Source organism: Undibacterium sp. SXout20W, assembly GCF_049340285.1.
Classification (GTDB): domain Bacteria; phylum Pseudomonadota; class Gammaproteobacteria; order Burkholderiales; family Burkholderiaceae_D; genus Undibacterium.
In genome coordinates this window covers 14,485-28,849 of the sequence record NZ_JBMPPH010000006.1, presented here as the reverse complement: position 1 = coordinate 28,849, position 14,365 = coordinate 14,485, and the positions used below count along the sequence as shown (strand labels likewise).

Annotated in this window: 11 protein-coding genes; 9 read left to right on the top strand and 2 right to left on the bottom strand. The window is 46.8% G+C overall.

What is annotated here, in order from left to right:
* The first annotated feature begins 28 nt into the window (after positions 1–28).
* Complete coding sequence (locus ACO0K1_RS05255; protein ID WP_423023422.1) at positions 29–418, top strand: diguanylate cyclase; 390 nt, start codon at positions 29–31, stop codon at positions 416–418.
* Between the two features lie 204 nt (positions 419–622).
* Here the strand turns inward: ACO0K1_RS05255 and ACO0K1_RS05250 are convergent, their stop codons facing one another.
* A complete protein-coding gene (locus tag ACO0K1_RS05250; RefSeq protein WP_423023420.1) occupies positions 623–1,396 on the bottom strand; it encodes a substrate-binding periplasmic protein in 774 nt (257 codons plus the stop codon).
* Between the two features lie 299 nt (positions 1,397–1,695).
* A complete protein-coding gene (gene recG, locus ACO0K1_RS05245) occupies positions 1,696–3,840 on the bottom strand; it encodes an ATP-dependent DNA helicase RecG (RefSeq protein ID WP_423023418.1) in 2,145 nt (714 codons plus the stop codon).
* Positions 3,841–4,057: 217 nt separating this feature from the next.
* On the opposite strand from recG, the gene queA reads away from it, so the two are divergent.
* The 8 genes from queA to ACO0K1_RS05205 all read left to right on the top strand — a co-directional run bounded on the left by queA (position 4,058) and on the right by ACO0K1_RS05205 (position 13,979).
* On the top strand, positions 4,058–5,116 hold the full coding sequence (gene queA, locus ACO0K1_RS05240) for a tRNA preQ1(34) S-adenosylmethionine ribosyltransferase-isomerase QueA (RefSeq protein WP_423023416.1): 1,059 nt from the start codon (positions 4,058–4,060) through the stop codon (positions 5,114–5,116).
* 63 nt (positions 5,117–5,179) lie between these two features.
* Complete coding sequence (gene tgt / locus ACO0K1_RS05235) at positions 5,180–6,313, top strand: tRNA guanosine(34) transglycosylase Tgt (protein WP_423023414.1); 1,134 nt, start codon at positions 5,180–5,182, stop codon at positions 6,311–6,313.
* Positions 6,314–6,550: 237 nt separating this feature from the next.
* Entirely contained in the window at positions 6,551–8,080 is a 1,530-nt protein-coding gene (locus tag ACO0K1_RS05230) for a flavin monoamine oxidase family protein (protein ID WP_423023412.1), read from the top strand.
* A 244-nt stretch (positions 8,081–8,324) separates the two neighbouring features.
* Positions 8,325–8,660, top strand: a complete 336-nt coding sequence (yajC, locus tag ACO0K1_RS05225; protein ID WP_423023410.1) for a preprotein translocase subunit YajC — start codon at positions 8,325–8,327, stop codon at positions 8,658–8,660.
* 76 nt (positions 8,661–8,736) lie between these two features.
* Positions 8,737–10,632, top strand: a complete 1,896-nt coding sequence (gene secD / locus ACO0K1_RS05220) for a protein translocase subunit SecD (protein ID WP_423023408.1) — start codon at positions 8,737–8,739, stop codon at positions 10,630–10,632.
* A 33-nt stretch (positions 10,633–10,665) separates the two neighbouring features.
* Complete coding sequence (secF, locus tag ACO0K1_RS05215) at positions 10,666–11,604, top strand: protein translocase subunit SecF (protein ID WP_186910997.1); 939 nt, start codon at positions 10,666–10,668, stop codon at positions 11,602–11,604.
* Positions 11,605–12,018: 414 nt separating this feature from the next.
* Positions 12,019–12,423: an SRPBCC domain-containing protein gene (locus tag ACO0K1_RS05210; protein ID WP_423023406.1), complete on the top strand. Its 405-nt coding sequence runs from the start codon at positions 12,019–12,021 to the stop codon at positions 12,421–12,423.
* Between the two features lie 119 nt (positions 12,424–12,542).
* The gene (locus ACO0K1_RS05205) at positions 12,543–13,979 is read left to right on the top strand and encodes a hypothetical protein (protein ID WP_423023404.1); all 1,437 of its coding nucleotides are present in this window, start codon (positions 12,543–12,545) and stop codon (positions 13,977–13,979) included.
* Positions 13,980–14,365 lie beyond the last annotated feature (386 nt).

Sequence of the window (14,365 nt, the reverse complement as noted above, 5' to 3'; positions counted from 1 at the left end):
CTTGGTTTCTTCATAAAGGATAATGCGTATGCCAACCACTTCATTGAGTCACTATAATTTGCGTGCGGACCGTGAGCAAATGGAAGTGCTCAAAGAATTCTATTGTGAGTACGTTGGTCTTCAGGTCGGTGCGAGACCCGCATTGCAGAGTTTTGGTTATTGGTTATATGCTGGTATCGAGGCCGTATTGCATCTTTCGGAAATGCGGGTCGGGGAACAAAGACAGACAATGCTGAAAACCAGTTTTGACCACGTCGCCTTTAATTGCACCGATCATCCGGCAATGTTGCACAAATTACAGCAAGCTGGGATCGCTTACAAAATGGCACAAATTCCGGCTTCTGAGGGCTTCCCAATACAGCACCAAATCTTTTTTAATGATCCATTGGGAAATGGCATTGAGTTGAATTTTGTTTGATAAACACGGTGTCGATTCTATTGGGCTTTTTTCAATTGACATCGTCACCTCATGCATGAGTCTGCTGTGATCTTGCATTCAAGTCAGTATAGGGTTTGCCATTGAAGTGTGGGACTTGGTGTCGGCTTGACCAGATCGCCAAAGACGACTTCCCATGTTTCTAAATTTCGCAGAGAAACTGATGGCTTACTCTTCTATTCCACTCTATTTACTACTGATGTATTTTGCTCTTTCTTCCTGATACGCTTTACTTCTTCTTACTTTCGCTAAAGTTTCCCAAATACTGTGCGCCAACGCGCTGTTAGCGTTGTAATAGACCGTATTAAACAGAAGATATTGTTCGCCGCCTTTGACCGGATCATCTTCTTTAACCATCAAATTTTCTAACCCCGGGTTAGCGGCGATAACTCGATCTGCTTCCGAGTTTTCGAGTACGATGACTTCCAGCGCCTTGGTTTTAAACACCGCTACCAAGTCCTCACTCGCAGGTAGATATGTGATCGGATAGCCCAGTTCTTCCAAATCTTTTCCTACGCTATAACCGAGTTGTACTCCAACGCTTTGTTGCCGCAGGTTTTCAAAGCGTTGGTTGTGCCAACGTACCGCGCTATCGTTTCGTCGATAAACAAAAAAATTGGCATAAAACAAACGAAGTTCTTTGTTGATGCTGCCATTTGCATCAGTCGGGTAGGTACCCCATTTGGCGCGATCCTGAATGTAGCTTGCACCAATGGCAGCGTGTATTCGCCCCGCTTTGACCTCGTTCAGGCACCTTTTCCAGGGCAAACTAATCAAGTCAAAGTTCAGCCGGAGCTCTGCTTCCGTTTTGTTCAGGAGATAAAAAACAAGACCTTGTTTTACGCCGGTAACCCAAGGGTAGACGGAGTGATCCTCGTAGCAAAATTGTAATTTCCTATCTTGCGCATGCACGAGCAGTGAAAAGGTGCTGAGAAGCAAAAACAAAGCTAGCCTTGGCATAGATAGCCCTCCGCGACATGAGATTTTTTATTGTAGGCAGAAAATTGACAAAAGAAAATGTTTTTCTGCTGCATTTTTTATTTGGGCAATAGCCCAAAAAATTGAGACCAAAGCCGTTGCGTCGCTCGAATCAGTCCAAACATTGTTACGGCCATGATCTGATGCGATAGGAGTTTGAACGAAGGAAGAAAAAACTACATTGTTGAGCGCATCAATATTGGTGCCAATTCTCACGCCTGGCCCGTGATGTCCTTTCATCTCAAGGGTGCGCGGACTACTATCTGGCCTCTGAAAAGTTTTTAAACCCGCAAAAACTCTTCGCGATTCCCCAGCCATCGTTCCAAATGCGCAGCGACCGTCACCGGATCGTTTTTCAATAAATCATCGGCCAGATTACGGGCTTTTTCTACGAGCCACTGATCGGTTTCCAGATTTGCAAAACGCAACATGGCCTCACCGGATTGGCGCGCGCCGAGGAATTCACCGGGGCCGCGTAGCTCTAGATCTTTACGTGCAATTTCAAAGCCATCATTACTTTCCCGCATGGTTGCAAGCCGTTGTTTTGCAGTGCCACCGAGCGGGCCTTGATACAGTAGCAGACAGACGCTGGCAGCTGCGCCGCGACCTACACGACCACGTAATTGATGCAACTGCGACAGACCAAAGCGTTCCGCGTGTTCAATCACCATCAGACTCGCATTGGGTACGTCAACGCCCACCTCAATCACCGTGGTAGCGACCAATACCTGGCTGCGATTGTGGATAAAATCATCCATGACCTGCTGTTTCTCCGCAGGTTTTAAACGCCCGTGCACCAGCCCTACCTGGATGCCTGGTAATGCGGTGGCAAGCATCAAGTGGGTGTCGGTGGCGGTTTGTAATTGCAAGGTTTCTGATTCTTCGATCAGCGGGCACACCCAATACACTTGCTTGCCTTCCTGGGCTGCTGCATGCACACGGGCGATGACTTCATCGCGACGATTCTGATCAATCACACGCGTAACGATCGGTGTACGACCGGGCGGCAGTTCGTCAATCACAGAGACTTCCAGATCAGCAAAATAGGTCATCGCCAGCGTGCGAGGAATTGGTGTGGCTGACATCATCAGTTGATGCGGTACTTTGCCTTGTTCGGCCTTGTTCGCGAGATTTAGACGCTGGCTGACGCCAAAGCGATGCTGCTCGTCGACGATCACTAATCCCAATTTTTTAAACTGCACCGTATCTTGAATTAGCGCATGGGTGCCGATGACCAGTTGCGCTTCGCCAGAACTGATTAAGGCATTGGCGGTATCTTTTTCTTTTTTCTTCAGACTACCAGTTAGCCATGCAGTCTTGACACCCAACGGCTCTAGCCAGGCGGCGATTTTTCGGAAATGTTGTTCTGCTAAGATCTCGGTCGGTGCCATGAGGGCGGCCTGATAGCCATTGTCTATCGCTTGTGCGGCAGCCAGTGCAGCGACGATGGTTTTACCGCTACCGACATCGCCTTGCAGTAAGCGTTGCATAGGGTAACTGGCACGCAGATCCTGGCGAATTTCAGCCAATACTTTTTCTTGGGCGCCCGTTAATGAAAACGGTAAATTGAGTAAAAACGCATTGCTCAATTCACCGACCACCGGTAAGGCATTCGCACCTTTACTACGGCGCGTAATCTGCGCGCGCTTGAGCGACAATTGTTGTGCCAATAATTCGTCAAATTTGACGCGTTGCCAGGCTGGATGTTCGTGTTCTATCAGGCTGTATTGATCAATGTCTGGCGGCGGGTTATGCAGAATACGCACGCTTTCTTCGATGCCGGGTAATCCCAGCGCCGTCAATCGTGCTGGAGATAAGGTGTCGCGCCAATGCATGCGGCTTAGGGCGTTGGCAATGGCTTTGCGCAATAGTGCTTGGGGTACGCCCTCGCCCGAAGGATACACCGGCGTTAATGCCGTCGCTAATGGCGCTCCCTCATTGACGATTTTGTACGTCGGATGCACCATTTCTGCACCGAAGAAACCATGCTTCAATTCGCCGCGTGCGCGGACACGTATGCCGGCCGCTAATTGTTTGAGTTGACTGCCATAAAAATTTAAAAAACGCAGTACGATTTGCCCGCTATCGTCAGTGATGGTGACGACTAATTGCCGACGCGGGCGATATTGCACGTCGGATTCGGTGACCACGCCTTCTACTTGTACCGTGCTCCCGCCGCGCAATGAGGCGTCATGCATGCTGGTGATGCTGGTTTCGTCTTCATAACGCATGGGCAGATGCAAGGCAAAATCCATGTCCTTGCGCAAGCCTAATTTTGCTAGTTTGTCACTGGCTTTGACGGTGCTACTGGCTGCAGGCTTTTTTACGGTTTTTTTTGCTGAGGATCGACCATTGCCCTGCGTATCATCTGATTTATTGATGATTTCAGGGGTTGCTGCGAGGGGATTTGGGGCTTCAGCTGCCATGGGTGTAAAATGGTGGGTTTGGCTGTTCGCGTCGTTTAAAAAGTTTGGCCGATTTTTTGTTTATATAGTGGGAATAGTGGCAGGGTTACTGCGCTTCTTTTCTTATATTTTTCTTATATTCGCAAAAGCATAGCATGCCGCAAACTATTCTACTGATTTTTTATACAGTGTCCAGTATTTTGTTTTTACCTTTTTGGTCTTTTTTGATTCTCCGAGCATGAAATATTCTCTTAGTGACTTTGATTTTGATTTGCCCGAAGCCCTGATCGCGCAAATGCCATTGCCGGATCGTACCGCTTCCCGTTTATTGCACGTTGATGGTGAACGCATCGTCGATCGTCGTTTTTCTGATGTATTGGCGCAGTTAAATGCGGGCGATGTGTTGGTATTTAACGATACCAGGGTACTCAAAGCACGCTTTTTTGGTGTCAAAGAAACCGGTGGTAAAGTGCAATTGCTGGTTGAGCGCGTGTTGTCGAATACCGATGAAAACCGCAGCGTACTGGTACAGATGCGGGCGTCAAAATCGCCGTTACCTGGCAGTAAAATCCGTCTGGCGGACGCATTTGATGTCGTGGTGGGTGAACGCGAAGGTGAGTTTTTTACCTTGTTTTTTCCGTCGGATATTTTTGCGCTCTTGGAGCAATATGGTCGTTTGCCTTTGCCGCCGTATATCGAGCACGATGCAGATGATTTTGATGAGCAGCGTTATCAAACCGTGTATAACCGCGTACCGGGTGCTGTCGCAGCGCCAACCGCTGGTTTGCACTTTGACCAGAGCTTGTTGCATGCTTGTCAAGCCAAAGGCGTGCACCTCGCTTACGTGACTTTGCACGTCGGTGCTGGTACTTTTCAGCCTGTGCGCGTAGAAAACCTGAACGAACACGTCATGCACAGCGAGTGGTACACCGTACCGCAAGAAACGGTGGATGCCGTTCGCGCAGCCAAGGCTGGCGGTGGGAAGGTCGTTGCGGTTGGTACGACCAGTATGCGCGCCCTGGAATCAGCATCGCAATCGGGTCAGTTAGAAGCCGGTAGTGACGACACCCAATTGTTTATTACACCAGGTTATGTATTTAAAACTGTGGATCGCTTAATCACGAATTTCCACTTACCAAAATCAACGTTGATGATGCTGGTATCGGCGTTTGCAGGTTACGATAGCATCAAGGCTGCTTATGCTCATGCAATTGCACAACAATACCGTTTCTTCAGTTATGGCGACGCGATGTTACTGAACAACACCTCAGGTGATCAGGCTGCAGCGAACGAATAAGTCGGATGAGAAAAAACGAATCATTTAGCGTGCCCACGACAGAGTAGGGTACAAGGAAAGAATATGCTGGAATTTACGCTGATAAAAAAAGACAAAACCACCGCAGCACGTCGTGGGCGCGTCAAAGTCAATCATGGTGAAATCGAAACGCCGATTTTTATGCCAGTGGGTACGTATGGCTCGGTCAAAGCGATGTCGCCCCTGGAATTAAAAGAGATCGATGCGCACATTATTCTCGGCAATACCTTCCATCTGTGGTTGCGTCCGGGTTTGAGTGTGCTCAACAAATTCGGCGGCCTGCATGACTTTATGGGCTGGGACAAACCGATTCTCACGGATTCGGGTGGTTTTCAGGTATTTTCTCTGGGAGCCATGCGTAAGATTACCGAAGAAGGTGTCAAGTTTTCTTCACCAATCAGCGGTGAGCGTTTGTTCTTGTCGCCAGAAATCTCGATGCAAATTCAACGCGCTTTGAATTCTGACATCGTCATGCAGTTTGACGAATGCACGCCGTATGAAATCGATGGCCGTCCGGCGACGACCGAAGAAGCAGGCAAATCCATGCGCATGTCCTTACGTTGGGCCAAGCGTTCGATTGATGAATTTAATGCGAATGAAAATCCGAATGCCTTGTTCGGTATCGTGCAAGGTGGCATGTTTGAAAACCTGCGCGATGAATCCCTCGCGGGGTTGAATGAATTAGGCTTCCATGGGATTGCGATTGGCGGTTTGTCGGTGGGTGAGCCAAAAGAAGACATGATGCGCATTCTGGCGCATACCGGTCCCAAATTGCCAGAAAATAAGCCACATTATCTGATGGGCGTTGGTACGCCAGAAGATCTGGTTGCTGGCGTGGCGAATGGCATCGACATGTTTGATTGCGTGATGCCAACTCGCAATGCGCGTAATGGTTGGATCTTTACTCGTTTTGGCGATGTCAAAATCAAAAATGCACGTTACAAAGAAGACAAAGAGCCTTTGGATGCGACCTGCGAATGTTATACCTGCAAAAATTTCTCACGTGCGTATTTGCATCATTTACACCGTACTGGCGAAATCCTGGGGGCACGTTTGAACACGATACACAATTTGCATTACTACCTGGATTTGATGAAAAACATTCGTAAAGCGCTCGACGATGAGCGTTTCCCGGAATTTGTGCAGCAATTCCATGCTGATCGTGGTCGCGGTATATAAATTTACTTGAAGATTCAAAGCATCAAATTGAATTGATGCAGTCCAAAAAGGGTCGCGCTGCGACCCTTTTTTACGTTTGTTATATTGATATGCGTTTTTCAAATATAGTCGGTGAATCACGGGTTTTTGCTGCTCTCCGAGAGTAAAATCGCGCCTGACAGATTTTATGTATTGCTGAAAGTTCTGCGGCTGAGATCAACGCTCGCCGCATAGACCTGGAAATAAAAAGGAGATAACATGAATTTTCATCCTGTAGTGATCGCCGGGGGCGGTATTGCTGGCTTGTATTGCGCCTGGCGGCTCGCTGAGTCCGGCCAGCAAGTGGTGGTGTTGGAAGGCTCTGCGGATCGGTGGGGTGGTCGTATTGAGACCGAAGACCTTGATGGCTTTACTGCCGAGTGGGGACCAATGCGCTTTGAACCGACGCTGCAACCACGCTTTGCTGGTTTATGCCGCGATCTGGGCGTGAAGCTGATTGATTTTAGTGGTCCGGTAGGTGAAGAGGTGAATGCGCCGACCTATGATTTGCCGGATGAAGAACTAGGACTCAATTCATTGCAACTGCTCAAACGCGGCATCATGCTGATCATGGGGCAATCACCCGATGATCAGACCTGGATCGATAAGCAAACGGAAGCCGATTACCAACGTATGCGCAAACATGCGCAGTTGAATGGCCAGCCATTATGGAGCATGGGTTTCTGGAACGCGATGTCGGCACAAGGCGTGTTGTCGCATCTGGCACTGACCAAGTTGCGTGATACTGGTACTTTTTACCACATGCTGCCAGAAAATCTGAATGCAATTGAATGGATCATCTGGTGGTTGCGTGCCTTGAAAACCATAGGTCAGGAACTGGCAACGATTGATGGAGGCAGTGCCAAGTTGACCGATAGCATCATGGCTAAATTGCGCGCCTCCAGCAATGTTACGCTCGCTGGCGGACATACCTTAAAAAGCTTTAAGCAAGTTGCCATGGGCCAGCCACGCCTGGATTTGGAAATTACGACCAAAAATGGTGTAATTCAATTGCAAACCGACCGCCTTATTTTGGCATTGCCACGCTTGCCATTGGTCAAACTGGCATCATCCTTGCCAGAGCACGTGGCGAGCCAGCTGGATTCGGTGAATGGCTTCCCGATGCTGAAGTTGTTCTTCGTCACCGATGCGCCGTGGTGGGATTATTCGCAAAAGCCTCAGCAGTATGCGAGCTGCTTACCGACTCGTGAGATTCATTATTTCCGCCGCCCAGAGAATAAAGACAAAGACGGGCACGGCATGGTCTTGTTATATATGGATCGTCCTTCGACCGAGTTCTGGAAGCATTACGTGGTTGAGGGCGATAAGCATGACAGGGCAGAAATTGATCAAAATGCCAAGATCGTTGAAGCTTTTTCATTATTTGTTGCACGGGACGTCAAACGCTTGATTGACATTAATCGTTCTGGTTTGAGCTTGACTGAGCAGGCGCGGCATATGTTTGAAGAAAAGAGCCTGGAAGAAACCGCGGCGTTTATAAAAAACTCTGTGATTACCTATGGCATCCGCGATTGGGCACGCGCGCCGTATGGTGCTGCCAATCATGGCTGGCAGCCAGGTGTCCGCTCTTGGAAAGTGATGGACGTGTTTAAAGCATTTGATTTTGGATCCGGCGCTAAAAACATTCATATCGTTGGTGAAGCCTATTCTGATTACCAGGGTTTTGTCGAAGGTGCGTTGAATACGGCGGAGCTGGCGCTGGAAACCATGAAATTAGACGCAGTTTGACCAAAAATGTCGCATGATTTTGCTATGGATACGCCAAAATCCATCAAATAAATAGATGGGATGCGTTAGTTTTGCGAGCAAAACACGGTAAAGCATACGAAAAAGCGGTATTTTTGTCCGCCAATGCTAGAATGTGGCGCTTTGCCAATTGAAAATTACCCCTTTGTAACGATATATGGGTAATTGCAACGAAAGCGGCTTGTTTTGATGGGCTGCTGTCTCTTATAACGAATGGAGTCTTAACGTGTTTATTTCTAACGCTTACGCGCAGTCCACAGGTGCTGCTAGTGTTCTTGGTGGCGATGGTGGCTTGATGAGTTTCTTGCCATTGGTGTTGATGTTTGTGGTGTTGTACTTCTTGATGTTGCGTCCGCAAATGAAGCGTCAGAAAGAACAAAAGGCCATGATGGATGCGTTGGCGAAGAATGATGAAGTGATCACTTCCGGCGGTATTCTGGGTAAAGTCGTCAAAGTGACCGATGCTTATGTCACTCTGGAAGTCGCAACCGGCACAGAAATCGTTGTACAAAAAATTGCTGTAACGATTTTGTTGCCTAAAGGCACCATTAAAGCGATTTAATTAGCAACCACCGGCAACGCAGTCCATCAAGTTTTGGACTGCGTTGTGCTTTTTAGCTTCCACTTCTATTTTTATTATGAATCGCTACCCACTCTGGAAGTATCTGTTGATTTTAATCGCGCTGGTTTTTGGCGGTTTATATACGGCACCGAATTTTTTTGGCGAGTCGCCTGCCGTACAAATCAGTAGCGCGAAATCGACAGTTAAAATTGATAGCAGCTTGTCGACGACGGTTGAACAAGCCTTGCAACAGGCAGGCATCAAAGACAACGGCATTTTTTACGATTTTAATGGTTTGCAAGGCACGGTGCGTGCTCGTTTCACTGACACCGATACCCAGTTCAAAGCCAAAGATGTCATCGAAAAAGCCCTGAATACAGACCCGGCAGATCCTACTTACACGGTCGCTTTCAACCTATTGTCAAACACACCTAAGTGGATGCAAAGTTTAAATGCCTTACCGATGTATCTGGGTCTGGACTTGCGCGGTGGTGTGCATTTCCTGATGCAAGTCGATACCAAGGCTGTATTAAATAAACGGGTGCAAGGTTTGCAATCCAGCGTTCGCGCAATTTTGCGTGATAAAGAAATTCATCATGCTGGCATTGGTCGTGACGCTGACGTCATTTCGATTAAATTCCGTGACGCTGAAACGCGTGCTGCCGCCAAAGCGGCCTTGGTATCGCAATTACCCGACGTGAATTTTGTTGAAGCCGCAGGAAGCGATGCAACGGAATTTAATTTACAAGCAAGTCTGAAGCCAGAAGCCTTAAAGGCGGTGGTTACTGAAGGCGTGAAGCAAAATATTACCGCCTTATCCAAACGCGTGAACGAATTAGGCGTTGCTGAACCGATTATTCAGCAACAAGGTCCTGATCGTATCGTTGTCCAATTGCCTGGTGTGCAGGACGTTGCACGTGCAAAAGAAATCATCGGACGTACCGCAACGCTCGAAGTACGCTTGCTGGACGACAGTGTAATTGGTGCTGTGGATGCGAATACACCAGTGCCTTTTGGTGCTGAATTATTCAAATCAAATCGTGGTGAATGGTTGATTTTGAATAAAGATCCCGTTGTGACAGGTGATTATATTACAAGCGCTTCCGCGAGTTTCGACCAACGTCAACAAGCAGCGGTTTCCGTTGACCTTAATGGCGAAGGTGGTCGCAAAATGCGTGATGCCACCCGTACCCGAATTGGTAAGCGCATGGCGATCGTGCTGTTTGAAAAAGGCAAAGGCGACGTATTGATTGCGCCAACGATCAACGACGAACTCGGTTCCCGATTCCAGATTACTGGGATGGGTACTGCTGCTGCGGCAAGTGATCTGGCTCTGTTGTTGCGTGCAGGCTCGTTGGCCGCACCGATGGAAATCATCGAAGAACGTACGATTGGCCCGCAGTTAGGCGTAGAAAACATCAAACAAGGCCGCAATTCAACATTGTATGGTTTTGCTGCAATCTCCATCTTCATGATCGTGTATTACATGTTGTTCGGCGCATTCAGTGTTCTGGCATTGTCGGTCAACTTGTTGTTGCTGGTCGCTACTTTGTCCCTGTTGCAAGCAACGCTGACATTGCCTGGTATCGCCGCGATTGCTTTGGCTCTGGGTATGGCGATTGATGCTAACGTGCTGATTAACGAACGTATCCGTGAAGAATTACGTGGCGGTAAATCACCACAAAAAGCGATCGAAGAAGGTTTTGGACATGCATGGGCGACTATTCTTGACTCCAACGTGACCACCTTCATCGTTGGTCTGGCTCTGTTGATTTTTGGTTCGGGTCCAATCAAAGGTTTTGCGGTTGTGCATTGTCTGGGTATTTTGACATCGATTTTCTCTTCCGTGTTCGTGTCGCGCGGTGTGGTGAATCTCTGGTACGGTCGCCAAAAGAAACTGACTTCACTGTCTATCGGCCAGATCTGGAAACCAGATGGTGATGCAACTACTACGACTGACGTCGCCAAATAATCATAAGCCTAGATAAGAATTCAGGAATTCATTATGGAATTATTCCGCATTAAAAAAGACATTCCTTTCATGCGCCATGCGCTGATTTTCAATGTCATTTCTGCTTTAACGTTTGTTGCTGCCGTGTTTTTCTTGCTGCACAGAGGCTTGCATTTATCTGTCGAATTTACCGGCGGTACGGTGATGGAAGTATCGTACTCCAAAGCCGCTGACGTTGATTCTGTGCGTAAAACGGTAGAGTCCTTGGGTTTTGTTGATGTGCCGGTGCAAACCTTTGGTAAAGCACAGGACGTGGTGATTCGTTTACCATCACCGAAAGAAATTTCGGCAGACGATCAAGCGAAAAAAGTGTTCACTGCTTTGCAGGCCGCTGACCCAGATGTGAAGTTGCAACGTACGGAACAAGTCGGTTCACAAGTGGGGGACGAGTTAATGCACGATGGCCTGATGGCTCTGTTGTTTGTGGTCATTGGCGTCGTGATTTATCTGGCGATTCGTTTTGAATGGAAATTTGCGGTAGCAGCGATTTTCGCTAACTTGCATGACGTGGTCATCATTCTTGGTTTCTTCGCGTTCTTCCAGTGGGAATTTAACTTGTCCGTTCTGGCAGCCGTGCTTGCGGTGTTGGGTTACTCCGTCAACGAATCCGTAGTTATTTTCGATCGTATCCGCGAAAACTTCCGTAAGCAGCGCAAGATGACGGTCAAAGAAGTCATCGATAATGCGATCACTAGTACGATTTCACGTACAGTCATCACGCATGGCTGTACACAGATGATGGTGTTGTCCATGTTATTAATCGGCGGTCCAACCTTGCATTATTTCGCGGTTGCCCTGACGATTGGTATTTGCTTCGGTATCTATTCATCGGTTTTCGTGGCTGCCGCGATTGCGATGTGGTTGGGTGTCAAACGTGAAGATCTGATCAAGCCAGTCAAAGAGAAAGACGATACAGACGGCGCCGTCGTTTAATTTATTAATCATTTGAAAAAGCCAGCTTGCTGGCTTTTTTTTTGCAACTTCTATTCATAATTCAACAGAGTGAAGTTAAACCTCTTTCAGTCCACCTCTCGTAGAGTAAAGGGGTGAGAGTGTTTTATTATCCTAACAATAGAGTACTTGAAAGGTGAAAATATGATGTTGAACCCTTCAGGTTTCACAACTTTAATCGAGTGTTGGTCATATCAAAACCAAAAAACTGACTCATATAGCCAGAAAAAATATAATTGCAATTTAGTTGTCTTTCATTTATTGTTCTCAAAAAAGATCAAAAAAGATCAATAAAATTTTGCTAGGGCGGCTGTACCGCGTGCCGGATTTTTCTCTGAAGTGTTTGAGTGAGATTGTATTGCAGCAAGATGCTGTATAGATATTAGGAGTCATACAATGAAAATCAACGTCGATGTTACCGTTCAAGCCCCTCTCGAATCAGTTTGGCGTGCGTATACATCACCCGACGTGATTAAAATCTGGAATGCCGCATCGGATGATTGGCAGACAACCAATGCCACAGTAGACCTGCGTGTGGGTGGGAATTTTTCATTCAAAATGGAAGCGAAAGACGGCAGTATGGGTTTTGATTTTTCTGGGGTTTATACGCACATTGATGAATACAAATTCATTGCGTATTCGTTCGGTGATCGCACTGCACAAATTACTTTCGATAATACGTCGGAAGGTATTCATGTCACTGTTACATTCGATGCCGAGACAACTTATCCCGAAGAACAGCAGCGGCATGGTTGGCAGGCAATTCTGATGAATTTCAAAAAATACGTCGAGTCGAGATAAGTTTTTTCGACCTGGTTAAATTGCTTAAGTTTGAAGAACAAGGCACTTTAAATAGGAACTGGCTCCCTAAAACTTGTTCGGATTGTGAATTGCAATAACCCGTTTTCAAAGGATTTCAAATGCAAGAAGCAACGTCCCAAACAATATTGGCTGCACCAAATTCAAGAAAAATCTTAACCTGGTTCTTGCGAATTGCAGGCGGTAGTATCGCTGCGATCGTGACGTTTCTTGCTTTCTGTTTCGTCATCAATTTGAAAGATGTAGAGCTGAATCCAGCTGCCGGAGAACTCTTAGCTTTGTCAAAAAAACCAGTTGAGATGAATAGCAATGGTTACATTGTATTGAGCGCAATTGACGCTGATGAAAGCCAGGACGTTTTAAAAATCGGTCAGGAAGTCACCGAAAAATTGACATTCCTGGCTCATGAAAATCCAAGTCGTATCGATTATTTTGAAAAAGTAAAATATAAAAAAGTACCGGGATTTACTTGGCATTCTTTTCGCCATGACAATGAAGGATGCAAAGATGGGATTGATTTTTGTATTAAAGCAGATCTGTTAAATCGAAAAGTTTTAGAAACTGCATTAGTCCAAAATGCCCTTCTTCTGAAGCGCTATGAAATGATTCAACAACTTCCGCAGTTCTCGGAACCCCCGACTATATCTCCCGTACTGGTAACGGGTAATAATATATCTCTATGGGAAGGTTCTGACATGGCAGTTACTGAGGCGGTATTTGATATTGCCGATGGAAAGATAAAAGAAGGAATTGAGCAGTTACAAAGAAATGATCTTTGTCTACGCCGCTTGATGCGCCAGTCATCGACCTTGAGTTCCAAGACGATGATAACGGCAATGTTGAAACGACAGGTAAAAACGATCAGTGAATTGGTGGAAATGTATCCACAGCTTGTTAATAGCAATGGCGATGAACTCGGCAAGATGCTCACGCCGTTGACAAGTGACGAGTTATCGTTGGTTCCTGCCCTTACCGATGAGGCGCAATATAGCTTGATACGCATAAAATCCATCAAATATGCCGAGGCGAACAATTTTGCAGATCACTTTTTTACGTTGTTTTATCAGGTCAACGCCACGCAAAATTTAATGGCTGATCGTTGGAAAACGCTGATCCCATCGTTGAATATATTGCCGCCTGAGTTTGATCGCGTTCGTAAAGGACTGCAAGACCCCGGTACCATTCTCAATGAACATGCCTATTTGCCTTATCTGCATTATTTATATAATCCCATAGGGAAAATTCTTTTTTATACCGGATTTACACCGTACGATATATATTTCGCTTACATGGAGAACGTGGCTGATCTTGATGGCTATATACGTCTCGTTGGTCTGCAGCTGGATATTCGTCGCCAGGGTATTACAGACGATAAAATGCTGGCGTATGTAAATGGCGCAAAAGAGCCATTCAGAAGCCCCTATAACCATCAACCCATGACCTGGGATGCAGCTCACAAACAACTGCAGTTCACGGGGAGCCGAAGCTATCGCGACAGCAGTGGAACAAGAAATGTGTACAGTGTAAAAATGCTTTAACACGACACAGTCAAGTAAATACTCTTATTCAAAGCTATCCAAAGCGATCCTGATGTTCTTTTTTCTGCGTCATTTTATCGTCATTTTTGATAGGTAAAACCATCGCTCTTTTTAGAGCCATGCCGGGTCTGGCCCGGCAAGTGCCGTCACTGTGTGTCTGCACAATGTGAGCTTCACTTAAAACGGGAAAGTATCTAAACTCGCTGCGCTCAGACAAAGATATTTTTTGATCCGTTTTCCGTGAAACACAAAGTGCTGTGCCTACAGCTCAGATAATCAAAAGCGATATTGCGATGGATACGGATACTCGATCGTCGGGCGGGCGCAACTTGCCAATTTCGCAGATGATGATTGGCAGCATAGGTTGCACAAGCCCGACTCTCACG